Source organism: Streptomyces sp. NPDC058335, from assembly GCF_042723915.1.
Lineage (GTDB): Bacteria > Actinomycetota > Actinomycetes > Streptomycetales > Streptomycetaceae > Streptomyces.
This window is the reverse complement of sequence record NZ_JBHXHX010000001.1, coordinates 121,759-147,202: the sequence shown is the minus strand read 5'-3', so window position 1 is coordinate 147,202 and position 25,444 is coordinate 121,759. Positions and strand designations below refer to the sequence as shown.

At 69.3% G+C, this 25,444-nt stretch carries 17 protein-coding genes and 1 pseudogene; 10 read left to right on the top strand and 8 right to left on the bottom strand.

All coding sequences use genetic code 11. The features are described from left to right. Window positions 1–107: 107 nt before the first annotated feature. On the top strand, window positions 108–1,790 hold the full coding sequence (locus tag ACFWJX_RS00655; protein ID WP_383234689.1) for a rhamnogalacturonan lyase B N-terminal domain-containing protein: 1,683 nt from the start codon (window positions 108–110) through the stop codon (window positions 1,788–1,790). 15 nt (window positions 1,791–1,805) lie between these two features. On the opposite strand, the gene ACFWJX_RS00650 is transcribed toward ACFWJX_RS00655, so the two are convergent. Continuing rightward, a complete protein-coding gene (locus ACFWJX_RS00650; protein WP_383234686.1) occupies window positions 1,806–3,218 on the bottom strand; it encodes an RICIN domain-containing protein in 1,413 nt (470 codons plus the stop codon). 1 nt (window position 3,219) lies between these two features. Next, window positions 3,220–3,366: a hypothetical protein gene (locus ACFWJX_RS00645; RefSeq protein ID WP_383234683.1), complete on the bottom strand. Its 147-nt coding sequence runs from the start codon at window positions 3,364–3,366 to the stop codon at window positions 3,220–3,222. A 217-nt stretch (window positions 3,367–3,583) separates the two neighbouring features. Here ACFWJX_RS00645 and ACFWJX_RS00640 point away from each other — a divergent pair, with 217 nt between their 5' ends. Continuing rightward, a complete protein-coding gene (locus tag ACFWJX_RS00640) occupies window positions 3,584–5,692 on the top strand; it encodes an autotransporter-associated beta strand repeat-containing protein (RefSeq protein WP_383234681.1) in 2,109 nt (702 codons plus the stop codon). 489 nt (window positions 5,693–6,181) lie between these two features. On the opposite strand, the gene ACFWJX_RS00635 is transcribed toward ACFWJX_RS00640, so the two are convergent. Next, window positions 6,182–7,570 (bottom strand): amino acid permease, encoded by a 1,389-nt coding sequence (locus ACFWJX_RS00635; RefSeq protein ID WP_383234677.1) that lies wholly within the window; start codon window positions 7,568–7,570, stop codon window positions 6,182–6,184. Window positions 7,571–7,696: 126 nt separating this feature from the next. Here ACFWJX_RS00635 and mmuM point away from each other — a divergent pair, with 126 nt between their 5' ends. Both mmuM and ACFWJX_RS00625 read left to right on the top strand, forming a co-directional pair. After that, window positions 7,697–8,695 (top strand): homocysteine S-methyltransferase, encoded by a 999-nt coding sequence (mmuM, locus tag ACFWJX_RS00630; RefSeq protein WP_383234674.1) that lies wholly within the window; start codon window positions 7,697–7,699, stop codon window positions 8,693–8,695. A 165-nt stretch (window positions 8,696–8,860) separates the two neighbouring features. Then, the gene (locus ACFWJX_RS00625; RefSeq protein ID WP_383234672.1) at window positions 8,861–9,934 is read left to right on the top strand and encodes a LacI family DNA-binding transcriptional regulator; all 1,074 of its coding nucleotides are present in this window, start codon (window positions 8,861–8,863) and stop codon (window positions 9,932–9,934) included. 13 nt (window positions 9,935–9,947) lie between these two features. Here ACFWJX_RS00625 and ACFWJX_RS00620 read toward each other — a convergent pair whose 3' ends face one another. The 4 genes from ACFWJX_RS00620 to ACFWJX_RS00605 form a co-directional block, all read right to left on the bottom strand. Next, complete coding sequence (locus tag ACFWJX_RS00620) at window positions 9,948–11,597, bottom strand: carboxylesterase/lipase family protein (protein ID WP_383234670.1); 1,650 nt, start codon at window positions 11,595–11,597, stop codon at window positions 9,948–9,950. Window positions 11,598–11,689: 92 nt separating this feature from the next. Further along, a complete protein-coding gene (locus ACFWJX_RS00615; protein ID WP_383235879.1) occupies window positions 11,690–12,895 on the bottom strand; it encodes an alginate lyase family protein in 1,206 nt (401 codons plus the stop codon). Between the two features lie 139 nt (window positions 12,896–13,034). After that, complete coding sequence (locus tag ACFWJX_RS00610) at window positions 13,035–16,157, bottom strand: alginate lyase family protein (protein ID WP_383234667.1); 3,123 nt, start codon at window positions 16,155–16,157, stop codon at window positions 13,035–13,037. Next, window positions 16,154–17,674 (bottom strand): glycosyl hydrolase family 28 protein, encoded by a 1,521-nt coding sequence (locus ACFWJX_RS00605; protein ID WP_383234664.1) that lies wholly within the window; start codon window positions 17,672–17,674, stop codon window positions 16,154–16,156. Before ACFWJX_RS00605 ends, ACFWJX_RS00610 begins: the two co-directional genes overlap by 4 nt. 643 nt (window positions 17,675–18,317) lie before the next feature. Between ACFWJX_RS00605 and ACFWJX_RS00600 the strand changes: the two genes are divergently transcribed. From ACFWJX_RS00600 to ACFWJX_RS00580, 5 genes are all read left to right on the top strand, one after another. Then, the gene (locus ACFWJX_RS00600; protein WP_383234661.1) at window positions 18,318–19,331 is read left to right on the top strand and encodes a hydroxyacid dehydrogenase; all 1,014 of its coding nucleotides are present in this window, start codon (window positions 18,318–18,320) and stop codon (window positions 19,329–19,331) included. A 304-nt stretch (window positions 19,332–19,635) separates the two neighbouring features. Beyond that, on the top strand, window positions 19,636–20,760 hold the full coding sequence (locus ACFWJX_RS00595; protein ID WP_383234658.1) for a LacI family DNA-binding transcriptional regulator: 1,125 nt from the start codon (window positions 19,636–19,638) through the stop codon (window positions 20,758–20,760). A gap of 303 nt (window positions 20,761–21,063) precedes the next feature. Continuing rightward, window positions 21,064–22,395, top strand: a complete 1,332-nt coding sequence (locus tag ACFWJX_RS00590; RefSeq protein ID WP_383234655.1) for an ABC transporter substrate-binding protein — start codon at window positions 21,064–21,066, stop codon at window positions 22,393–22,395. Between the two features lie 10 nt (window positions 22,396–22,405). Next, the gene (locus tag ACFWJX_RS00585) at window positions 22,406–23,293 is read left to right on the top strand and encodes a carbohydrate ABC transporter permease (protein WP_383234652.1); all 888 of its coding nucleotides are present in this window, start codon (window positions 22,406–22,408) and stop codon (window positions 23,291–23,293) included. After that, window positions 23,290–24,204 (top strand): carbohydrate ABC transporter permease, encoded by a 915-nt coding sequence (locus tag ACFWJX_RS00580; protein ID WP_383234649.1) that lies wholly within the window; start codon window positions 23,290–23,292, stop codon window positions 24,202–24,204. Before ACFWJX_RS00585 ends, ACFWJX_RS00580 begins: the two co-directional genes overlap by 4 nt. A gap of 45 nt (window positions 24,205–24,249) precedes the next feature. Here ACFWJX_RS00580 and ACFWJX_RS00575 read toward each other — a convergent pair whose 3' ends face one another. Continuing rightward, entirely contained in the window at window positions 24,250–24,657 is a 408-nt protein-coding gene (locus ACFWJX_RS00575) for a RidA family protein (protein WP_383234645.1), read from the bottom strand. Between the two features lie 192 nt (window positions 24,658–24,849). Here ACFWJX_RS00575 and ACFWJX_RS00570 point away from each other — a divergent pair. Continuing rightward, a pseudogene (locus tag ACFWJX_RS00570) lies at window positions 24,850–25,226 on the top strand (winged helix-turn-helix transcriptional regulator). The last annotated feature ends 218 nt before the right edge of the window (window positions 25,227–25,444 follow it).

Sequence of the window (25,444 nt, the reverse complement as noted above, 5' to 3'; positions counted from 1 at the left end):
ACATGATTGCCAACCCCCAACGGGTGAAAGCCCTTTCGCGAAATCGATTCAACTGCCACTCTGACGAATCACCCGCACCCCCACACCTCCCCGAAGGAGGCACCCCCATGTCCGGATCCGAGAGCCACCGCCCGGTCCGACGCCGCACCTTCGTCCTCGGCACCGCGGCCGCCGTCGGCACCGCCGCGCTCGCCGGTCCCCTCGCCGTCCCCGCGTCCGCCGCGGCCTTCGGCTACACCGACGACGGCTCGCACTACGTCGTCGACACCGGAGCCAACCTCGTCTTCAAGGTCAGCAAGACCAACGGCGACCTGACCTCGCTCGTCTACCGCGGCGTGGAGTACCAGGGCTACGGCGGCATGAACTCGCACATCGAGTCCGGCCTCGGCACCTCCACGGTCTCCGTGAAGCAGTCCGGTACGACGATCCTGATCTCCGTCACGTACGGCACGCTGAAGCACTACTACGCGGCCCGCAGCGGCGAGAACAACATCTACCTGTGGACCAACAAGGCCGACACGTCCGTTTCGGCAACCCGTTACATCCTGCGCGTGAAGAAGGGCCTGTTCCTCAACGACCAGCCCGACTCCTACACGTACACCACCAGCACCATCGAGGCCTCGGACGTGTTCGCGAAGTCCGACGGCCAGACCCGCTCCAAGCACTATTCCAAGCTGCGGGTCATGGACTACGACCACATCGGCTGGAGCGCCGGCGGCGTCGGCCTGTGGATCGTGCGCAGCAACCACGAGAAGGCCTCCGGCGGCCCCTTCTACCGCTCCCTCCTGCGCCACCAGAGCGCGGACGGCGGCGGCCTGTACGAAATCCTCTACTACGGCCAGAACCAGACCGAGGACCAGCGCTTCGGCCTGCAGGGGCCGTACGTCATCTCCTTCACGGACGGCGGTGCGCCCTCCTCGTCGCTGTTCCCGGGCACGCTGACCACGTCGTGGGCGGACTCGCTCGGCATCGCCGGGTACGTCGGCGCGAGCGGCCGGGGCCGGGTCGCGGGCGTCGGCATCACCGGACGGAACACGGCGTACCCGTACACGGTGGGGCTCGCCAACCCCGCTGCCCAGTACTGGGGTTCGGCGCGGGCGTCGGACGGTTACTACTCGATCGGCGGGGTGCTGCCGGGGACGTACACGCTGACCGTCTACAAGAGCGAGCTGGCTGTATACAGCACACAGGTGACCGTGTCCGCCGGGTCGACGACCACGGTCAACTCCGTCGCGATCCCGTCCACGAACGACCCGGGCAACGCGAGCGCCATCTGGCGGATAAACGAGTGGACCGGCTCACCCGCCGGTTTCAAGAACGCCGACCTGATGACGTACGCGCATCCCTCCGACGTCCGGGCCGCCTCCTGGAGCGGCAACGTCGTCATCGGCAGCGGCAGCGAGACCTCCGCCTTCCCCTGCTACATCTGGAAGGACGTCAACAGCGGTCTCCTGGTCTACTTCAGGCTCACCGCGGCCCAGGCCGCCGCCGCACACACCCTGCGCATCGGAGTGACGACGGCCTACGCCAACGGCCGCCCGCAGGTCGTCGTCAACGACACCTGGACCTCGGCCATCCCCTCCCCGCCCACCCAGCCGAACACGCGGTCACTGACCAACGGTTCCTACCGGGGCAACAACCACACCTTCACCTACAGCATCCCGGCGAGCGCCTGGCAGACGGACACCGACCAGTACAACGTGCTGAAGATCAACGTGGTGAGCGGTTCGGGGTCGACCGGATTCCTCAGCGCGGGAACCGCTTTCGACGCGATCGACCTGCTCGCATGAGCGGCTGAGCCGCGGTCATGTGCCGCGCGTCCACTGCTGGTTCGTGCCTCCGTTGCATGTGTACGTGATGAGGGCGGCGGAGTTGGCGGTGGACGCGCCGTTCACGTCCAGGCACTCGCCGCTCGCGCGGGACTTGACGTTGACGTAGCTGCCGGACGTGGTGAGCGACCACTGCTGAGCGGTGGCCGAGGCGTTGCAGTTCTCCTGCGTGACGGTGTTCGCGTTCTCCTGCACGCAGAGGGAGCTGCTCCGGACGACCAACTGGTAGTAACCGCTTCCGACCGACTTGAACCAGTACTTCTGGTTGCCGCCGCCATTGCAGTCGTACTGCTTGATCTGCGCACCCTGCCACAGGGACTGACTGGTGATGTCGGCGCACTTGGCGGAGTGCCGGGCGATCAGTGTGTTGTACGTCGCGCTCGTGCCGGAGACCGTGCCCGCGGCCGTGTCGATCGTGACCTCCGGGGACCAGGTCATGGACATCGAGGTCGAGGTCGGGAAGGTCAGCGGCAGCCACACGTAACGGGAGTCGTTGACGGTGCCGCCGAAGGAGTTCCCCCACCGGTCGCCCAGGTAGAGATAGGAGGTGCCCGAACTGCCCTGCACCGGCAGGACGTAGGCCGTCTGCGAGTTGTAGGTCGTCGAGTCGCCGACATTCGTCATCGCCGACCAGGGGCCGGTCAGGGACGTGGCGGTGGCGTACTGCTGCTGGTTGGGGTTCCAGCCGGTCGCGCCCGAGGTCAGCATGAAGTAGACGTTGCCGCGCTTGAACAGTGCGGGTGCCTCGCGGTGTCCGCCGTGCCAGGGGTCCGCGACCAGGCTTGCGATACCGGTGTAGTCGGCGGTGAGCCGATAGATCTGAAGGTCGTAGTTCTCGCGTGCGGCGGAGACCATGTAACCGGTTCCATCGGTGTCCACGAACACGGTGATGTCGCGGGACATGTGCTGGCCGAGCGGCCGGAAGCTGCCCTGCCACGCGTAGTTTCCGTCCACGGTGTCGGAGACGGCGACGGCGGCACGGGCCTCGCTGTAGTCGGTGCCGTTCTCCTTGTGCATCCACATGACGAACTTGCCGGTGGAGGCGTTGTACATGACCTTCGGTCGCTCGATGTTGGCGGTGGCCAGCTCGGGGTCGCTCGCCTCGGTCAGGACGTGGTTGCGGAACTCCCAGTTCTTCAGGTCGGTGGAGCGGTAGGCGTCCACGTACCGGAACGTGTTGTCGGCGTTGCGGTTCTCGCCGAACCAGTAGTAGTAGTTCCCGACCTTGAGCACCCCGCCGCCGTGGGCGTGTACGGGGTTGCCCGAAGTGTCGGTGAACTGCGTGCCGTTGACGATGGTCTGGGGCGCGGCCTGGGCCTGGCCCGCGGTGGCGAGGGCGCCGGTCAGCGCCAGACAGAGGGTGAGCAGGATCGCGTACGCACGTCTCATGTCACGCACTCTCCTTCACGGTGTCGGCGACGGGGGCGCCGATGTCGGGGGTGCCGTCCGGTGTCCAGGCGGAGGCCTGGAGGTGGGTGCGGCGGTGGACCTGTGCCTGGGGGATCGGCTCGGTTGAGGACGAGGGGTGGGGCTGCACTCGGCTGCCTCTCGCCTGGGTGTCGTTCCAGCCACGAACAACCTTCAGATGTTCGAAACTGCGAACGGCATGTGGAATGACGAACGCCGAAAAGGTAAGGGCGCGTTACGAGGAGGTCAACGGGTCCGGCGAGACAAGGAGAAAGCCCTTTCGCGAGATTTTCCGGCCGGACGGCAAGTTTCTGTTATCCCGCCTGCCCCGGCCCGTCTCCGAGAACGTGAGAAGCCCCCTCCACACCACAGCAGCGGCCGCCGGTGCACTCGCGGCGGTCGCCACCCTTCTGGCCACCGCTCCCCCGGCCGCCGCCGCAGGCCTCCGGGACGTCACCGCCGACGTCCTCGCGAACCGCGACGTGACCCTCACCGGGGACACGGCCGTCACCGTGCCGCCGGGAACCACAACGTACGACGGCGTCTTCCGAGGGCGGGGAACGCTCACCGTGCGCGGCCGCGGGACCCTCGTCCTGACCAGGGACAGCGACTTCACCCTGCCGGACCCGCGGCGGCGGCAGACCGTGCGGACGCTCGGCGGCAACCACCCGTACGTGACCGTGACCCGCCCCGACCCGCCCGCGATCACCATCGAGCGCGGCGCGACCCTTCAGTACGGAGACGGCGGGACGACCGGGCTGATCGGCCACTTCCCGTACGACACCCCGGCGTTCCGGCTCAACCAGGACAACATCCGGGTCGACGGAACCCTGCGGCTCTCCCTGAAGAGCGCCTACAACCTGGGCACCATCAGCGGATCCGGGCTGATCACCCAGCCGAGGTTCCTCTGGGGCACCTGGGACCTGTCGGGCACGCACACCTTCTCCGGGGTGATCGACAACGGCACCCAGGTGAACGCCGGCCGACCGGAGTACGCGACCTCCCTCCCCCGCGTGCGCAAGGTGCTCAACCAGGGAACGTTCACCGTCGACACCCCACTGGGCCGGACGGTCACCATGGGCATGGACTTCTACCAGCGCGAGTACGGCAGCGACATCAACGTCCAGTCCCGGCCCGGCAGTCAGGTCGTGCTCACCGGCCAGTACAGCTGGTCGGACCGGGGTGGCGACGCCAACCCCTCGCTCAGCGACCCCGTCCTGAACTGGACCCCGGCGCGCAAGAACGTCAACAAGCGCGGCACCAACATCAAGGGTGCGGATGTGCGGTGGGGTGACGGCACCACGAGCAAGATCTTCATGCCGGGCACCGCGGAAACCGTATACATCAACCTGCTGGCGGCCCGCTCCCGTTCCAAGCTGACCTTCGACTACAACGGCCCGGTGACGCTGGGGGCGCCCATCGGTGGCGGCCGCTTCCACGACACGCTGGCCGCGCCCGGTGCCGGAGACATCGTCATCGCCGGCACCGAGGGAAACGACGTCACCTTCGCGGCCGCGCAGTACTACGACGGCTCGACGACCGTGCAGAAGGGCGCGGTGCTGCGGCTGGGCTCGGGCGCGACCGGGGGCGACGGTTCGCTTCTCACCGGGACGGACCGGCGGCGGATCGTGAACGACGGCACACTCGTCGTGCGCAACACGAAGGCCGCCGTTTCCCTGTCCCGGATCGGCGGGAGCGGATCGCTCGTGCAGGCCGGCACCGCGACGACGACGCTCACCGGAGCGGCGGTGACCTACACCGGGGCGACGACCGTCCGGAAGGGGACCCTCGCACTGAGGGGCGGGGCGACACTCGTCAACAGCCGTTCGGTACAGCTCACCTCGGCTGGCTCCCGGCTCGACACGGGAGGTTCGCCACTGCGGGTGACCGGCTCCCTCAGCGGTCTTGGCACGGTGCGCGGGAGCGTGACGAACGAAGGTGTCGTCACGGGCGGGCTGACAGTAAACGGTGACTACAGGCAGGCGGCCGAGGGCGAACTCGTGCTGCGGAACAAGCCGTTGCACGTTTCCGGCAAGGTCCGGCTGGCCGGGGCACTCGACCTGGCGGCGGCCGGCAGTGCCTCCGCGCCGGAGATCACCGTCCTCGACCACGCCGGAACTGCACCGGTCGCGGGGGCCTTCGAGGGGCTGAAGGAGGGCGACGAGATGAAACTCGCCGAAACCGTCTACCGGATCAGTTACCGGGGCGGTGACGGCAACGACGTCGTCCTCACGGCCACGACCACGAGCCCCTCCGCCAAGGCCGCCGACCGGGCCTCGTCCGGCGCGGTGACGACCGAGGCCCGCAGCACCGCGGCCGCCGAACGCGACGGGCTGGCATGGTGGCCTTACCTGCTCGCCGCGGGGATGCTCGGCGGACTGGTGCTGCCGGTGACACTGCGCAGCCGGGGCGGCGGGCGGCGCCGGGGCGGCGGAGGTGGGCGGCACGCGGCCTAGGGACGGGGCGGGTTCACGGATTCACACGTCGCAGGCCCGCCGGTTCGTGGGTTGGCCGACTGATGGGCCACCGAGTTCGGGCGCCTGCGCTGACGACCGGTCACGGTCCGTCAGGTGCTGGCGGGACCCGACCTGCGGCGCCAGTCGGCGTGCTTCCGCCGCCCACCCGGCCAGAAGGGCCAGAGCCGTTCCGCGTTCCGGGCAACGGAGTTCGGCCGGCACCGTTCGACGGCCGCCACACTCCAGCTGCTCCTCCCCTGCCCGAGCCAGCATCAGGGCGGTGATCCAGTCGTACTTCACGGCCGACGCGCACACCCCCAGCCGTACGCGCCGCTCGTCACCCCGCCATCCGCCCTCCCGCAGGCCGTGCAGATAGACGTCGTAAGCCGTTGCCGCGTAGGCAGGCGGGCGGGCGGCAGGCGGCGGGCCGCGGGAAGGAACAGGTCGAAAACGGTGTCGGTGCCTCGGCGTCCAGGGAGGCCAGGCCGGTCACGCGCCCGGAGCGGTCACCTCTGCCGGCGCGGTCGGCTCCCGGCGCCCGCGCAGCCACACGTACACGGGGATGCCCGCGAAGAGGAACAGGACGCCCTGGTAGACGGCCGCGTAACCGGCTCCCGCGATCAGCCAGAAGGAGAACCCGAAGGAGAGGGCGGCGACGACGAGGTCGCGGACCAGGCCCGCGGGACGGACGCGTTCGCGCGTGCCGCGGGTCAGCCAGTACAGCTGAGCGGCGGCCGACAGGAGGTAGGGGACGCAGCCGGTGAAGGTGGTGATCAGGACCAGCACGCGGAACGTGGTGCCGGGGCCCGCCGTGAAGTTGAGGCCGATGAGCACCGTACCGAGGACGGCCACGGCCCACACGCCGAAGCCGGGCACACCGCCCTTGCCGACGCGGGCAAACGGTTGCGGAAACAGCCCGTCGCGGGCGGCGGCGTACGGCATCTGGGCGGCCAGCAGGACCCATCCGTTGAGACAGCCGAGGATGGAGGCGACGGCGACCAGGGAGATGGCGGTGCCGCCCCAGGTGCCGCCGGTGATCGCGTTCACGGCGTCGGCGAAGGGCGCCCCGGAGTCGACGAGCCTGTCGTGCGGGACCAGACCGAAGACGGCGACCGTGCCCAGCAGGTAGACCAACGCGGATCCCAGTGTGCCGAGGACGCTCGCCCGGCCTACCGTGCGCTCGGGGTCGTCGACCTCGCCCGCGCTGACGGCGGCCGACTCCACGCCGAGGAAACTGTAGAGCAGCAGCGCGGCGGAGGCGGCGAGCGCGCCGGGAACACTGTTTCCGGAAGCGTTGAAGGGTCCGAAGTTGTCGGTGTCGATGAAGAACAGACCGACCGTGGCGACCAACAGCAGCGGAACGAACTTCAGGACGGTGGAGACGATCTGGACCGCGCCCACCCAGCGGGTGCCGGCGAAGTTGGCGGCGGTCGGCAGCCACAGCGCGGCCAGGGCGACGACCGCTTCGAGGGCGTGATTGCCGTGCAGCGGTATCAGCACGTCGACGTAGCCCACGACGGCGACGGCCAGCGCGGCGATGCTGACCCAGCACATCGTCCAGTACGACCAGGCGGACAGGAAGCCGGCGAAGGGGCCGAACGCGTCGCGCGGGTAGACGTACAGGCCGCCGGTGACCGGGCTGCGGCGGGCGAGTCTGCCGAAGAGGAGGGCGAGGAGCAGCGCGGCCACGGAGAGGACGACGAACGCGAGCAGGCTGACGGTGCCGTACGGGGCGACCGCCGCGGGCAACGCGAAGATGCCGCCGCCGATGATGTTGCCCATGACGAGGGCGGTGGCGGCGGTCAGGCCGAATCCGCGGCGGCGGGGAGTGGAGGCGGGGCCGGCGTCCGTGGCCTCGGTGGTGCTGGGGGCAGTCATGGCGGATCCGTACGGTGCGGTGGGGGGAGGACCGTGATCGTAGCCCGGTGTTCCACATGGTGGGCGTTCTGTTCATGAGTTGGACACAGTCGGCTCGTCCGCGACGGCTTCGACTAGCGTCGGTGCATGACCAGCGACACCTCCTCTCCGCACGGCACCTCTCCGCAGAGCACCTCGGCCCACGGTCCCTCGGCGCACGGTTCCGCCGCGCACCGTCCCGCCCTCGCCGAGGCGCTCAGCGCCGGGGCCGTGGTCCTCGACGGCGGCATGTCCAACCAGCTGGAGTCCGCCGGACACGATCTGAGTGACCAGCTGTGGTCGGCGCGGCTGCTCGCCGAACGGCCCGAGGCGATCACCGAGGCGCACCTCGCCTACTTCGAGGCGGGCGCGAACGTGGCGATCACCTCCAGCTACCAGGCCACCTTCGAGGGCTTCGCCAAGCGCGGGATCGAACGCGAGGAAGCGGCCCGGCTGCTCGCCCTGAGCGTGGAACTGGCCCGGGAAGCCGCCCGCCAGGCTCGGGACAAGGGCGCACGGCAACCGTTGTGGGTGGCGGCTTCGGTGGGTCCGTACGGGGCGATGCTCGCGGACGGCTCCGAGTACCGCGGTCGTTACGGGCTGACGGTAAACGAGCTGGAGCGGTTTCACCGGCCTCGCCTGGAGGTGCTGGCGGCCGCCGGGCCGGACGTACTTGCGCTGGAGACGGTGCCCGACGCCGAGGAGGCCGAGGCGCTGCTGCGGGCGGTGCGCGGGCTGGGCGTACCGGCCTGGCTGTCGTACAGCGTCGCGGGTGATCGCACGCGTGCGGGGCAGCCTCTGGAGGAGGCGTTCGTGCTGGCCGCCGAGGCCGACGAGGTGATCGCGGTCGGCGTGAACTGCTGCGCGCCGGAGGACGTCGAGGGCGCCGTGGCGACCGCGGCGCGGGTGACCGGGAAGCCGGTCGTCGTCTACCCCAACAGCGGTGAGGTCTGGGACGCCGAGGCCCGCGCCTGGAACGGCCGCTCCACGTTCGCCTCCGAACAGGTCCTCGCCTGGCGGGACTCGGGCGCCCGGCTGATCGGCGGCTGCTGCCGGGTGGGTCCGGACGCGGTCGCGTCGATCGCGCGGACACTGACGGCGACCTGACCGGCTGGGGTTGTCGCCTCCTGGTAGCCGTCGGCCAGGGGGAGGTCGGCGGGTCGGGGGCGTGGAAGGTTCTGTCGTCGCAGGAGTCCCGTCATCCGTGGCCGTCGCTGCTAGCCTCCGCTCGGGAAACCGGTTGCCGCCGGGTTTCCGATCGGAGGGGCGGGCATGACGAGGAAGAGCGGCGACGCGGCGCGCAGCACCATCCGTGACGTGGCGGCCCGCGCGGGCGTGTCCGCGGCGACGGTGTCGCGGGTGCTCGGCGGGGTGTATCCGGTGAGCGCCGAGACGCGGACCCGGGTGCTGGGGGCGGTGCGTGCGCTGGACTACGTCGCGGACGCGCGGGCCAAGGCGGTCGCCGGGGCCGGGACACCGACGCTGGCGTTCGTGCTGGAGGACATCACGGGGCCGTCGTTCGCGCACATGGCGCACGGTGTGGAGCGTGAGGCGACGCGGCACGGCCATCTGTGCCTGGTCTGCGGCACCGAGGGCGACGTGCGGCAGGAGTTGGAGTTCGTGGAGATGATGCGGTCGCAGCGGGCCGCCGCCGTGCTCCTGGTCGGCGGCGCCGCCGACACTCCGGAGTACCGCGAACGGACCCGTCGTATCGCCGACTCGCTGGCCTCGGCCGGCTCGCGCCTGGTGCTGTGCGGCCGCCCGCCGCTGGGCCCGGGTGCGCCGGTGACGGTCGTCGAGTACGACAACGAGGGCGGCGCCCACGCCCTGGTGTCCTACGTCCTCGCACAGGGCCATCGACGGGTGCTGTTTCTCGGCGGGAAACCGGACCACACCACGGCGATGGGCCGCGAACGCGGTTACTTCGCGGCCCATCGGGTGCGTGGCCTCGAACCCGACCCGGCGCTGGTCCTGTACGGCGATTTCACCCGCGACTCCGGTCACCGTCTGCTGCGGCAGGCCCTCGACCAGGGACTGGAGTTCACGGCCGTGGTCGCCGCGACCGACATGGTGGCGGCGGGCGCCCTGACGGCGCTCCACGAGGCAGGCCTGAACGTCCCGGGAGACGTTTCGCTGGCCGGTTACGACGACATTCCGTTCGCCCGCGACCTGTATCCGGCCCTGACCACCGTCCACGTCCCCTATGAGGAACTGGGCCGCCTCGCCGTCCGCACCGTACTGGGCCGGGCACCGGGCGCGGCGGCCGAGCATCTGTTGCTCGGGACGCACGTGGTGGTACGGGACTCGGTGGGTGCGGTCGGCAAGGGTTCGCGGCGAGGACGGTGAGCCGGCGGGCGGGTCAGTCCCGGCTGACTCCCCCGGCGCGGCGCAGGCGACGGACCACCGCGCGCAGTTCGGTGCCGCGCACGGGCCGGCCGGTCAGGGCGTCCGGTGCCGCGGGCGACGAGAGCGCTTCGGACTCCCCGGCGTCCTCGCTCGCTTCCGCGGTGCGGCGGGCGTCAGCCGACCAGAGGGCGCGTTCACGATCCCGTAGACCGCATTCTGTATACGAAATCCTGTCGACCTCTCCGAAGACCCGCACGGGATGCGTCGCGTCCCACGGCTCCCAGCCCGGATCGCCCGTCGTGGCGAACCGCACCCACGCGCCGTGCATGGCGTCGGCCAGGTCCTGCGGAGCGCCGTCCCCGGCGAGCCTCGCGGAGTCGGACGTGTCTCCGGTGTCGAAGACGAAGCCCAGCTCAAGGGCATGGCACGCGCCGAGCCCCGGCCGCAGTGACGGCCAGGCGAACTCGTACACGTACGAGGCGCCGGGCCGGGCCTCGGCCAGCCGCTGGAGCGGCAGCCGCAGCAGGTGGTCGGTGACCATCTGGCCGACCGTCTCGGCGGTGCCCGCCTCGGGACGCAGGGACCGGTAGCCGCGCGGCACCTCGGGGCCGCAGTGGCAGCGGGCCATGGCGCCGGCGAGGGCGACGGCGCCGAGGCGGTCCACCCGTTCCAGCAGACCGCCCGGGACGAGCCACAGCCGGTACTCGTCGCGGGTCCAGCCGAGCAGCAGGTCGGTGTCGGGGGCCGCGTCCCCGTCGACGAGGGCCTCGAGCGGGTGGCGCGGGACGAGGTCGCCGTCGATGACGATCCCGAAGGCGGGCCCGCCCAGCACCGGACTGCTGAGCCTGCCGATCTCGACCTGGGTACGCAGCAGCAGGTCGCGGTCGACGGCGGCGAAGGCCTCGGCGGTGGCCGGGACCTTCAGCCGGTTCGCCATCCGGCGGACCATGCGCCGCACCTTGTCCCGCTCGAAGGCCTCCGGCGGCCCGCTCTGGAGCACCGCCCGCCGGAACAGGCCCTGGGCCTGCGGGGCGGCGATCAGGGCGCCGACGCTGATGGCACCGGCGGACTGCCCGGCCAGGGTGACCTGAGAGGGGTCGCCGCCGAAGCCCCCGATCGAGTCGTGCACCCAGCGCAACGCCGCCAGCTGGTCGCGCAGGCCCGGGTTGGCGGGAACACCCGGAAACACTCCGTAACCCTCCACACCCAGCCGGTAGTTGATCGAGACGAACACGACACCGTCCCGTGCGAAGTGCCGCCCGTCGTACACGGGCACCGCCGAGGAACCCCTGGTCAGCGCACCCCCGTGGAACCACACCACGACCGGCAGCCGCGCGCCCGGCCCCGGCTCGGGCGTCCAGACGTTCAGATTGAGACAGTCGTCCCCCCCGACGACCGGATCGGACAGGTACCGGGCGAAGGCCTCGGAGTACGGCGGTTTCGGCGCCGTCGGCCCGAAGGCGCCCGCGTCGCGCACACCGTCCCAGGGCTCGGGCGGCGCAGGGGGCCGGAAGCGGCGCGGGCCGAACGGCGGTGCCGCGTACGGGATCCCTCGGAAAACCGCGACACCGTTTTCGTAGCGGCCGCGCACGAGCCCGTACGGAGTCGTGGTCACCGGATCCTGACAAGCCCTGGTCCCGGGGTTCGCCTGGCCTGCCGTCATCTGCCCACCAGCCCTTCGCCGCGCTCGCGCACCGGTAACACCAGAGCACCACAGCGGTGCACGGTATTCCGGTGCACGAGTCCCACGCAGGGCTATTTGGCGTACATGAGGGTGCCGAAACCCAACTGGTCGTATCCACCGCTGGTGGAGCCGTAGTCTCCGCCGCCCCCCTCTGGGGCGACGGAGAAGCACATCTGCGCGATGTACTTGTCGTCCAGGCCCAGGCGGCGGTTGTAGTGGTAGTGGAGCATCGCCCAGACGGGGCGGACCTGGCCGCGGGACGAGGCCGAGACGACGGTGTGCGACTGCTGGGCGCAGTTCTGGCCGCTGCCCCAGGTGTAGGTGGTGAACGGCACGTCGTTGCCCAGGTTGTACTTGGCGACGTACTGCGCGGCCTTCATGAACCGCCGGCTGTCGTAGGAGTAGAGGTCGTCGCCCTGGTTCCAGGCCATCTCACAGATCGCGCCGAGCTGCCCCATGCCCATGACGGTGTGGCCCTGGTCCCGGCCGGACTCCTGGTACTGGCCGAGGGCGTAGCCGTCGGCGTCGGTGTGGAGGTAGGGCACGGCGTGGGCCATCGAGCCGTTGCCGGCACCGGATTTGAAGTAGGTGACGGCCTGGTCGTACTTGGCGGCGTCCTCGGTGAGGATGCCGATCGCCATGACGGACGCGATCGTGCACAGGTCCCAGTTCGCCCAGTAGTTGGTGATGCAGGCGTCGTTGTGGCCGGTGAGGAACTGGTTGTTGAGCGGGTAGAAAACGCTGACCATCATTTCCTGGAAGGCCGCCAGGTCGAACGCCACGTGGTCCCGCACGAGTTCGGCGGCGTTGGCGAGTTGCCAGCCGTAGATGCCTGCGGCCAGGAAGCGGTCGGCATTGCCGGTGACGGTGGTCAGCGTCGAGGACCAGGAGTTGAGGATGTTCGCGGCGCAGCGCCCGTGCGCCTCACTGCCGGTGACCTGCCAGCGCAGGGCGTTCTGGTAGGCGGCGGCGATGTCGTTGTAGAGAAGACCGTAGTTCTCGCCCGTGCCGCCGCGGACGACGGTGGCCTGGGGGCGGGGTGTCCAGGTCGACTGGGCGTGGGCGTTGGCCGTCAGCCTGTTCCAGCCGGACAGCCAGGGGTCGTTCCCGGCGGCGACCCTGACCTTGGCACGGTTGATGTCGCCCCAGTTGTGCAGCATGCCGGGGTGGGTGAAGGCCGCCGGGGCCGCGTCCGCCGCGGTGGGCGCCGAGCCGGCACCCAGGGCGAGGGCGGCGGTGAGCCCGCCCGCGGTCTTCAGCAGACCGCGGCGGCTCAGGTGGTCTCGAGGGCTGGGGGAAGAGGGGCCCGAGGGGGCGGTGTGCGGGGAGGGGTTGTGGGGGAACGGGGGTTGGGGGGATGTGCGGCTCATGGGGTGGGGCTCCCATCGTGGGGGGATCCGTGGGGGGGGACCCGATCTACCGCGAGGTGACCATCACCTCGCTGAACTTCGCTGTGCAGAGAGACGGTTGGCTGCGGGAGCAGACGACCGGGCCCACGTGGAAGGGGGCGTCGCCGAAGGCGGGTACCTCGCCCTGGGCCAGTGGGGTCCAGGTGGCGCCGTCGTCGGTGGAGACGGCCGCGGAGAAAACGGTTCCGGTGCGCTTCAGCCGTAGCAGGAGAGGAAGTCGGACGGTGGTCGTGCCGGTGAAGGCGGAGGCGCCTGCCACGGTCTGGCGCAGCATGAACTGTGCCGTGGTGCCGCCGGTGACGATCAGGCCCGCCGCCTGGTCGAAAGGCGAGAGCGACTTGGCCATCAGCAGGCCGACGCGGTCGGCCGTGGTGCCCTCCCGGGAGAGCAGCCGGGCGGTGACCTCGCAGTCACCTGAAACCATCTGCCGTACGAAGTGGCCCGTCATCCCCTGGGAGTTGACATTGAGGTCGCTCCCCGCGCCCCGCACCGTGAGGATGCTGTCGCCGTCATGGATCGCATCACCCGGGGTGAGGACGGCCGCGACACCGAGCGTGCCGTACGCCCGCCGGTCGAGAACGACGTCACCGAGGTCGCCGTGGGTCCAGGGGGCGGGCAGCGGGGTGCTCGCGGCGGATGCCGGCCGCGTGGGTGCGGCGGTCGCCTCCGGCACGAGGACGGCCACGGATGACGAACGGGGCCCGCTCCCGGCGCAGTTGGTCTTGGCGACGGCGTAGTGGTACGTCGCTCCGGGCGTTCCGCTCGGGTCGGTGTAGCGGATGCGGGCGCCGAAGCCGACCGCGCCGACGTTCGTGGCGATGGTGCGGTAGGGGCCGTGGGGACGTGGGGCGCGCAGCACGGTGTAGCGGGCGGAGAGATCCAGGTCGGTCCAGGCGAGCCGGACACCTGCCGATCCGGCTGTCGCTCGGAGATCGGAGGGGGTACGGGCAGGGCGGGGGGTGCGCCAGACGTCTCCGTCGGGGGCGGTCACCCTGACGTTGTCGAAGGCGCCGGTGCCGGTGTCGGCGTAGGGCTCGTCGACGCCGAGGGAGGAGGTGAGGAGCAGGCCCGCGTATACGGTCTTCGGCATACCGTCGACCTCGGTCGTGCCGACGACCGTCCACTGGACACCGTCCGCGGAGATGGCCCCCGTGCAGCGCCGTCCCTCACGCGTCACCCGCACCCAGTAAGGCATCCGCAACCGGTATCCGTCGCCCGCGCCCTCGACGTGGGGAGCGGCGAGCGGGGTCGCGGACTCGGGCAGCTCGCCGAGGTCGGAGATCGGGAAGGCCGCCCTGGCGGTGATCGCTTCCTGCTGGGAGGGAGGCACGGGAGTGCTGCCCCTCGCCGTGACGGGCACACCGACCCTCGGGCGTACTGTCCACACCCCGCTCCAGGTGTGCAGCGGCAGCCCTTGGATCAGCATCGACGCGTGGGGGGCGTCCGCGTCGAGGGAGGCGCGCACGGTGACGCCGATCTTGGAGTACTGGGAGCTGAGCGGCCACACCACCCGGGCGGTGACCGCGCCGTCGCCGTGCAGGGGAAGGTGGGCCGAGTGGTAGGTGTCGGCGGTGCCGGAGGCTTCCAGCACGAACCGTTCCCCGTCGAAGTGGGCGGAGCCGGGGATCTTCATGGAGCCGATGTCGGCCGTCGCCCAGGGCGCGGGGAGGCCGGCGGTTGCCGTCACGACCGTGGAAGGCCCACTCTCGCCCCGCGGGCTGGAGGCGGAAACCGTGTAGTGGTACGTGCGTCCGGCGCCGACACCGCTGTCCGTGTACGCCGGCATCCCCAGGCCTGTGGTGACGGCTTCGTAGGGACCGTTGATGCGTGCGGCTCTCAGCACTGTGTAACCGGTTGCCCCGGCCGACGGCAGCCACGACACGGTAACCGCCTTCTCCTCCCCCACCGCCGTGACGCCGGCGGGAGGCACGGGCATGCCGGGCTCGGTCGCGGCCGCACCCGCGTAGGCGAATGTCCCCCAGCCGGGCAGGTCGTCGTTGGCACCCTCGACGACCCGCGTCCCGCCGGTGCCGCGGAAGACGGCGGCTTCGGTGTTCGGGGCGTGCAGACCGCGCACGCCGACGTAGTGGGCGTGGTACATCTCGTAGATCGGGGGCAGGGTGCCGCGGACCTTGTCGGAAACGGTTGTCTTGATGTACTTGCCGGTGCGGTCGAGGTCGGGGGTGAAGGGAACTGCGCCGCCGAGGTTGTAGCGGGCTGCGTACTCGGCGTTGGCCAGGATGCGGTGGCCGTCGAAGCCCCACAGGTCGACGCCCTGGTTCCAGGCGACCTGGGCGGCGTCCCCCAGGAGACCGATGGCGAGCTGCTCGTGACCCTGGTCACGGCCGCTCTCCTGGCCCTGGCCCGCGGCGGTGACGATCCGGTGTGCGACGCTGCCGTTGCCGGCGCCGGCGGCCGCGAAGCGCAGGGCGTCGTCGAAGAGGGTGCGCTCCTCGCAGAAGACGCCGATGGCAAGGATGGTCTGAAGTGCCGTCAGGTCCCAGTTGCCGTTGGCGTAGAGCATGTAGCCGGAGACGGCCGGGTACCAGACGTCCAGGAAGGATCGCTCACAGCGCGCGATGTCGGCGTCCGGCCAGCCGTCGTAACCGGTGTGGCGCAGCAACTCGGCCGCGTTCAGGAACTTGAAGGCCTGGAGGCCCGCGCCGAGCGGGCCGTCCGCGCCGGTGATGATCGTGAGCGAGGCCGACCAGGTGTCGAGGATGTCCCGGGCCTTGTCTGCGTGGGCGCGGTTTCCGGTGACGGCCCACAGCAGGGCGTTCTGGTAGGCCGCGGCCGAGTCGGCGACGGCCTGACCCATGAAGTTGGAGGGTCCGCGGCCCCAGGAGGTGATCTGGCCGGTGTTCTGCGGAGTGTATGCAGTCTGCGATCTACTGTGGGCGGCAAGCGCCAGGTACCCGTCGTGGACAGGCGACTGCACACGGTCGATCGCGGACTTCATACGGGCCAGGTCGGCGGCGCTGTGCAGCAGGCCCGGATGGGTGAAGGCGAAGGTGTCACCTGTCCCCTCGGCGGCCGCCTGCGCCGAGGACGCGATCGAGGTGCTGGTGCCCGCGGCCAGCAGCAGCGCGGTGGAGGACTTCAGCAGGCCGCGACGGCTGACCGGGCTCACTGTGCGGCCGCTTCCGCCTCGGCCGTCGTGAGGAACTTCAGGTTGACGACGTGCTCGTTGGAGAACCACTGCATGGCGTCGGTCGTGTAGTACCAGCCCGGTTTCCGCATCGAGTCGGCGATGACCTTGCCGTTGATCACCAGGTTCTCGAAGGTGACGTTCTTGACGGCGTGGTCCGCGTCGTAGCCGAGGAACATCGACGGGTTGGCGTGGCCGCCGGTGTAGGTGAGGTTCTTGACATAGACGTCTTCGATGCCGCGGCCGACCGAGGTGTTGTACTTCGTGTTGTACATCACGCGCATGTGGATGACCTGGCCCCATCGGAAGTCCTCGATACGGACGTCCTCGATACGCACGTTCTTGATGAGGTTGGAGTCCCCGGTGTTGAGGGCGATGCAGCCCTGGTAGCCCATCTGCGGCTCGCGGTGGTCGAGAATGTCCACGTTCCTGATCACCAGGTTCTCGATCATCTCGGGGGCATCGGTGTTTCCGTGGGTGCCGACGTTGACGGGGTGGGCGACATCGGCCCACAGGGTGCAGTTCTGGATGGTGATGTCGCGGGTGTCGCCGTAGTACTCCCAACGGTGGCCGTAGATGGCGAAGCAGTCGTCGGAGTTGCGCATGAAGCAGCCGTCGAAGACGACGCCGGTCGAGGAGAAGACGTCGAAACCGTCTCCGTTGCCTTTGGAGCTGAACGAGCGCGCCTTCCTGACGTGGACGTTCTCGCTCTCCCCGAAGGTGCCGGCGTATCCGTTGGGATTCATGATGACGACGTCCTCGACGCGGATGTTCCTGCTGCCCTCGCACAAGATGCCGCCGGGACCCGCGTGGAGCATTCCGTGGCCGATGAGGGCGGCCTTCTCCACATCCTTGAAGAACACTTGGGCCCTCAGGACGGCTCCACCCGCGAGGTACACGGTCTTGCCGCTCGGCACGGTCAGTACGTTGCCGGGCACGGTGTGCACGCCGGGCCCGAAGTAGATCACGTCGGGGTCGTCGGCGACCGGCGGGTTCGGGTCGACGCGGTTGGTGAGGACGTGCAGACAGTCGAAGATCTCGTCGTTGATCTGTACGACGATGTCGCGCGGCTCGTCGAGTGTGAACCGCACTGTGTCGCCGAGGAGTTCGGGGGTGATGCCGAGCACGTCCGGTCGCACGCGTGCCTTCGTGGTGCCGCCCTGGCGGTAGGTGACCTCCAATTCGGCCGAGCCGCGGAAGTCGAAGCAGACCATCGAGGTGTTGTAGACCTTGCCGGAACCGGTGGTGGGGTTGATTTCCTCCAGTTGCGGCCGCCAGATGTCGAGGGTCTGCCAGTCCCCGTCGGGGACGGTGCGCACCCGCACCTTGAAGCTCGTGTTGGTCGGCATGGTGGCCGGGCGGGAGTAAGTGACCAGCCTGGCAGCGGGGTTGTCCTCGTCGGCCTGGGCCGCCGCGGCTGTCGTGCCGGACAGTCCGGCCGCGATCACGGTGGCGCCCGCCGCCTGAAGAGCGGTACGGCGAGACAGGGGCGTGTTCATGCGGTTCTCCTTGGAGGCGTAGGGAGAAAAATGCGCTGTGACGGGGCATCGACGACATGACTGCGGCGCCCAAGCCGTGGTGTGCGACGGTGCGCGGGCATGGAGACGCAGAAGTCGCACGAAGCCGCGGTAACACGTAGCAACCGGTTGCTACGGCCGAGTGGGCAGAGCTTGTTCCGCTCCTCATGGCTCGTCAAGGGGGTGCGCACAGTTTCGAAAACTCTGCGAGTGGAGCAAGGCGGTGCGCCGCAGGCGTCCGGGGCTGCTCGAAACCCCGAGACAACCCCGTCTACCTGCGCGGATACAGAGCCGCGCGGGAAACCGCTCGCAAACCGCTTACTCCGCTCGAAGCTTTGCTCAGCACCGGCCCGGCCCTATCGCGGGCTTGGCAACCGGTTGTGACGACTTCCGGCCGCAGCCACCATCCCCGGCGAGGGGAAACACGTTTCCCCACCCCACCGGTCGGCGTACCCTCAGCGCAACTGCTGCCCCAAAACCCGTTTCTACATGGGCTTTTGGCCGATGCCCAGCCTGCGGAGGTCACGTCCATGACGACGTGTCCGACCGATTGACCCGGTCTCACGGCCCCACCTACCGTAGAAGACGCTTTCAGAAAACGTTTCCCACGCACCTCAGGAGAGTCATGCCCAGCGCCCAGCTGCCCAGGGCCGTGTTCGCCATGGATCCGGTGCACCTCCCCCTGCTGTTCCCCGTGCCACTCCTGACCAGGCTGCGGCGGACGGCCGACATCGACCCCACGCTCGTCGTGCGGGACTTCGCCGATCCGGCCGCCGCGACCGCCCTGGCGGGCGCCGAGGTCCTGATCACCGGCTGGGGCTGCCCCCGCCTCGGTCCGGACACGTTGGCGGCGACGCCCCGGCTGCGCTCGGTGCTGCACGCCGCCGGCTCAGTCCGCTCCCTGATCGGAGAGCCCTTGTGGAAACACGGGATCACCGTCTCCAGCGCGGTTGTCGGCAACGCCGTTCCGGTCGCCGAGTACACACTCGCCATGATCCTGCTCGCCGGGAAGGACGCTTTCACCCACCGGGAGCGTTTCCGGCGCACCCACGCCCACCCCTCCGCCGACGAGACGGCGCCCCTCGGCAACATCGGCCGCCGGGTGGGCGTCATCGGGGCCTCACGCGTGGGCCGTCGGCTGCTGGAACTCATGCGCCCCTACGAGTTCGAGGTCCTCCTGCACGACCCGTACATCGACCCCGCCGAGGCGGCCGAACTGGGCGCCCGACTACTGCCGCTGGAAGACCTGTTGAGGTACAGCGACATCGTCAGCCTGCATGCGCCCGACATCCCCGAAACCCTTCATATGCTCGACCGGGACCGGCTCGCCCTCGTCCGCGACGGCGGCGTACTGATCAACACCTCCCGCGGCGCGCTGATCGATCACGCCGCCCTCACCGACGAACTGGTCTCCGGCCGGCTGCACGCGATCCTCGACGTCACCGAGCCCGAGCCGCTGCCCGCCGACTCCCCGCTCTACCGGCTACCGAACGTGTTTCTCACTCCGCACATCGCGGGTTCCCTCGGCAACGAGTTGGAGCGGCTCGGCCGCATCGTCGTGGGAGAGCTGGAACGGCTGGCCGAGGGACTGCCGCTCGCCCACGAGGTACGTCACGAGGACCTGGCACGGGTGGCCTGACCGGGCCCGACCGACCCGACGAACCCGGCGGACCACCCACGCTGCACCGCTGACCTGGCATTCCTGCCGCCGCAGCGCGAGCCGACGGCGTCGGGGGGAAGGGTCCACGCCCTCTTCCGCCGCCTTCACTCAACCGCTCTCGACGGTTATCCACAGGCCCACCGTCAGAGGAGAACCGCGGGATACGGTTCCCGCACCGGTGCCGGACAGAGCGCCGGTCCGACCGATGAGCGGGACACGGCGACCCGCCGAGGGCCGTTACGGCCGTTCCTCGGATGCGCGCAGAAGTGAAGGAGCCACCACGGTGAGTCAACGCAAGACGACCGGCGACATCGGCCGGGCGACCATAAGGGATGTGGCGGAGCGCGCGGGCGTCTCCGTGGCGAGTGTCTCGCGGGTGCTGTCGGGCAACTATCCGGTCTCGGACGAGTTGCGCCGCCGCGTCATGAAGGTGGTCCGCGACCTCGATTACGTCACCAACGCGCATGCCCGTTCCCTGGCCGGGGGCGGCACGCCGACGGTGGCGATACTGATGAACAACATCACCGGCGCCGCTTTCGCACATGTTGCCAAGGGCGTCGAAGGCGCGGCCACCCTGCGCGGTTGGCTGTCGCTCGTCGGCACCACGGGGGACGATCCCGAACGCGAACTGACTCTGGTCAACCTCATGCGCCAGCAGGGGGTTGCCGCGGTGGTCCTGCTCGGCGGGGCCTACGACTTCGACGAGTACCAGCTGCGCATGGCACGCTTCGCGCGTTCCCTCGATGCGGCGGGTTCGCACCTCGTCCTGGTCGGCCGGCCACCGCTGGAGGGCGATGTGCCGGCCACGACGGTCGACTACGACAACGAGTCCGGGGCGTACGCCATGGCCAGCCACCTGCTCTCGGCGGGCCACCGGCGGGTGCTGGTCCTGCCGGGTCCTGCCGAACTCACCACCGCCCAGGGCAGGTTGCGGGGCGCGCGCCGGGCCTTCGAGGCGTACGGAGTGCCGTTCGACCCGGGTTTGGTGCGGCACGGTCCGTACGACGACGAGCACGGGTACGCGGCCGTCGAGGCGGCGCTGCACGACACACCGGACTTCACGGCCGTCCTCGCGGGCACCGACATCGTGGCCGCGGGCGCCTTCCAGGCTTTGCGCGTGGCCGGCCTGCAGGTGCCGGACGACGTGTCGATCGTCGGCTACGACGACATTCCGCTGGCCACCCAGCTCACGCCTCAACTGACCACCGTGCACGTGCCGTACGAGGAGATGGGGCGGGTCGCCCTGCGTGCGGTGGCGGACCGGCGGCGCGCGGGGGCCGCCGCCGGCACCCGACACAAGGTGGGCGTCGGGGACAGCGAGCACCTGGTGCTGGGCACCCATGTGGTCGTGCGGGACTCGGTGCGGCCGCCGAAGACCGCGTCGGTGAGCGCTCGCCGACGCCGGTGATCTAGTTCGAAACCGGTTTCCGCCTCGCGACCTCCCTCGCCACAACTTTTCCCTGCACGCCCCTTGATTAGGCCGGTTCCCTCGGCCTACCGTCCACAGCAACCGGTTACTACAACTTCCTCAGACCTGCGCGGCAACCGGTTGCTCAAGCCCTTCCCATTCGGCCGCCCGCCCCGCACCCGCGAGCCGCTCCCGCCGCCGAGCCGTGCAGGACACCGACGCCGCACGGCCACCCTTTCCGGTCAGTGCCGAGCCGCCGTTCTCTCGTTCCGAGACGCCTACTCTCCGAAGGATCACGGTCAGATGAACTCCACCAGCCCCCGGACAAGGTTCGCCCGCGCCGCAGTGGCGGGCATCGCACTGACAGGTCTGCTCTCCGCCTGCGGCGGGTCGGACGACGGGGACCCCTCGGCGTCCGGCCCGGTCACCCTGCCTTTCTGGGGCTGGGCCAACGGCCAGGAAGCGGTCGTCAAGGCGTTCAACGCCTCTCACAAGGACATACAGCTCAAGTACACCAAGGTCACCGATCAGTTGACCATGCAGAAGCAGCTCACCAACGCGGTCAAGGCGGGAGACGCGCCCTGCCTGATCCAGAACACCGCCGAGTACGTGACCAGTTGGGTCTCACAGGGCGCACTCGCCGACATCACGCAGTACGTCGGGCCGAGCAAGGACAAGTTCAATCCCGGTTCCTGGGCGGGCGCCCAGGTGCAGGGCAAGGTGTACGGCGTTCCCACCAGTTCCTCACCCAACTTCACGATCTACCGCAGCGACGTCTTCCAGAAGTACGGTCTCGAGGCGCCCGCGACCTGGGACGACTTCATCGCCGTCGGCAAGGAACTCAAGAAGCACGGTGTCAAGATCACCAATTTCGCCGGTGAGGACCCAAGCACCCTGGAGGTGCTCGCGATGCAGGCCGGCGCCCACTGGTACAGCGTCGACGGCAATGCCTGGAAGGTGGATTTCCAGGACGCGGGCACCCTCAAGGCCGCGAAGGTGATCCAGGACATCATCGACAACGACCTCAACTCCACCCTCTCCTTCGCCGACTACGCGGCCGTGCAACGCAACTACGACGACGGCGGTACCGTCACCCGGCAGATCTCCACCTGGCAGATGGCCGGCATGGTGCAGAACTTCACCAAGTCCTACGGCAAGTGGGCGCTGTCCCCCTGGCCGGCCTTCACCGGTGAAGCACCCAAGACCCCGGCCGGCACCAACCTGACCGGCAGCGTGACCCTGGTGAGCAAGCAGTGTGCACACCAGAAGCAGGCTGCCGAGGCCGCGCTGTGGATATCCACCGACCCGGCGGCCGTGAAGACGATGGCAAGCCCGGAAACCGGTAACGGTGTGATGCCGGCACTGGCCGACAGCGATTCCTACATCGCCGAGTCGATCCCCGAGAAACTGCTCGGCAGCGATTACCAGCCCGCGCAGCAGGTGGTGAAGGACAGCCTCAGCACCGTCACCACCGACTGGGCGTTCGGACCGAACTGGACCGCGATGTTCACGGAACTGCAGGCCGGCTGGGCCAAGGTGGTCAGCAAGGAGCAGAAGGTCGCCGACCTGCTGGCGCACATGCAGAAGTGGACCGTCGACGACCTGAAGTCCCGCGGCATCAACGTCAAGGGCTGAGGCACCGCCGATGATCCGCTCCCAGCGCTGGAAGGGGGCCGCGTTCACGGTTCCCTTCCAACTCGGCTTCGTCTTCCTCTATCTGGTCCCGATCGGCTACGCCGTGTACCAGTCGCTCTTCCGGGAACAGCAGTCCGGACTCGGCCTCGGCGGTGCGACGCAGGAGTTTTCGGGCCTCGCCAACTACCGGCAGGGACTGACCGATGCGGACTTCCTCGGTTCGGTCCTGCGCGTGGTGCTGTTCGCCTGCGTACAGATTCCGGTGATGCTGTTCGTCAGCCTGGTGCTGGCGCTGCTCCTGGACGCGCTCACCTCACGGGTGGCCGGACGGTTCCGGATCGCGCTGCTGGTGCCGTCCATGATTCCGGGCGTGGTCGCGGCCATCGTGTGGATCAACCTCTACAGTCCGGAGGTGGGCCCGCTCACGTCCATCGGACGGGCGCTCGGGGTCGACTGGAACTTCTTCTCGCCGTCGATGGTGTGGCCCTCGATCGGCAACCTGCTCACCTGGCACGGCATCGGCTACAACATGGTGATCATCTACGCGGCGCTCCAGGCCGTGCCGCGCGAGCTGTTCGAGGCCGCCCGGCTGGACGGCGCCTCGGAGACACGGATCGCGCGGAGCATCAAAGTGCCTTACGTGCGCGGCGCGTTGGTGCTGACAGGGCTGCTCTCCATCATCCAGATGCTGCAGCTCTTCAACGAACCCGCGCTGTTCCGGAACGTCACTCCGCAGACGGTGAACGACGACTTCACCCCAATCATGATCATCTACAACCAGGCGTTCAACGCCGGCAACTACCACTACGCGGCGGCCTTGTCGGTACTCCTGGCACTGATCCTGGGCATCGCCTCCTTCCTCTTCTACCGGTTGACCTCGAAGGAGACGGATCGATGACGCTCACCGAGGACCGCGCCAAGCCGCCCTCCACCCGGGCGGTCCGCCGCCGCGCGCATCCGGATCCCGGCTCGCGTTCCCGAGGAGGTCAGAGGTTCCTTCTGTTCGGACTGACTCTGGCAAGCGCTTACAGTCTGTTCCCGGTGTGGTGGCTGATCGTGGCCGCCACCAAGGACCGCACCGGGCTCTACCAGAGCAACGGCTTGTGGTTCTCCGGCTGGCACCTGTGGGACAACCTGCACCAGCTGTTCACCTACGAGGACGGCATCTTCCTGCGCTGGACGGCCAACTCCCTGCTGTACGCCGGGATCGGCTCGCTCGGCGGCACGTTGATCGCGCTTGCGACAGGCTACGGCCTGGCCCGGTTCGAGTTTCCGGGGCGTGGCATCGTTTTCGCGTGTGTGGTGGGCTCGTTCCTCATCCCGATCGCCCTGCTGACGCTCCCGCTGTATCTGCTGTTCTCGGAGATCGGTCTGGTCGACACGCCCTGGGCGATGCTGATCCCCTGCCTGATCAACCCGTTCAGCGTGTACCTGGCCAAGGTGTACACGGAGGCGACGGTCCCCTTCGAACTCCTGGAGGCGGCCCGCCTGGACGGCGCCGGCGAACTGCGGATCTTCGTCAGCATCGTGCTGCGGATGATGACGACGGGCGGCGCCACCGTCTTCCTGCTGGCCTTCGTCAACACCTGGAACTCCTTCTTCCTGCCGCTGACCGTGCTGCGCGGCGAGAAGAACTGGACGCTCAACATCGGCCTGTACAACTGGAGCGGTAAGCGGCTGGAGTCCGGCGTCGACCTGACGAGCCTCGTCCTGACCGGCGCCCTGCTGTCCATCGTCCCCATGGCGATCATGATGGTGGCGATGCGCCGCTACTGGCGGACCGGTGTGACGCTGGGCGCCCTCAAGTGACGGCTGCTCGACGACCAGCGGCGTCGGGCGCGCCCTGACGGCTGTTCAGTCGAGGACCGCCACCGCCTCGATCTCGACCAGGTGCTCGGGCACGTCCAGTGCCGCGACGCCCAGCAGGGTGCCCGGCGGCACCGGCGTGACGCCCAGCTTCGAGGACGCCCGCGCGGCACCCTCGAGGAACAGGGGCATCTTGTCGGGGGTCCAGTCGACGACGTAGACGGTCAGTTTCGCGACGTCGTCGAAGGAGGCGCCGGCACCTGCGAGGGCGGTGGAGACGTTGAGGTAGCACCGTTCGACCTGGGTGGCGAGGTCGCCTTCGCCGACGGTGATCCCGTCCGCGTCCCAGGCGACCTGTCCGGCGACGAAGACCAGCTTCGAGCCTGTCCCGATCGACACCTGCCGGTAGGCGTCGATCTCCGGGAGACCGCTGGGGTTCAGCAGAGTGATGGCCATACTGTCCGTCTCTTTCGTAAGCGGTTGTGAGCGTTCGCGGGGAGGCACGCCGTAAACGGATTCGTAAGCGGTTCGTACGCGTTTCATCCGCCCCGCTGGACCTCGCCCCGTGGTCACTTGTGGTTACTCAGGAACCGTAGGAGAGTGTGCGCCGGCAGGGAAGAACGCACTTTTCGGTGACTGGGGAACCAGATGGTGACCAAGCAGTCCAAGGGCTCACCCAAGACGCGGACCTGACGCGTGCGGACTCCCTGGCGCGGGAGATCTTCTCGGACATCGCCAACAAGTGGGCGCTCCTGATCACCGAGGTGCTCGGTGATCGGACGCTGCGTTTCAGCGAGTTACGAGATCAAGGGCATCAGCCACAAGATGCTCACCCAGAACCTGCACCTGCCGGAGCGCAACGGCCTGGTCGAGCGGACTGTCTACCCCACGGTGCCACCACGGGTCGAGTAAACCGGGACCGAGCCGGGCCACGCACTGCGGGTGACGATCGACGGACTGTGCGACTGGACGAAGCAGTACCTCGCCAGATCGAGGACTCGCGCCGGCGCTTCGAGGGGACCTGACGGCAAGGTGCCGAAAGCGTCTTCGGGCCCGTCCCCGACCCGACCCACCTGACCCGGCTGCGGCCCCGGCCTCGGTTCCGAGCCCACGCCCAGACTCGCGCCGACCCGACCGGACCCAACCTGCGCCCCGTCCCATCCCGCGGCCCAAAAGTCGTCGCAACCCCCGCCCGGGGCGCCCGACAGCCCCCGCCCAGGGCGATCCACCCGCGACAGCGTCA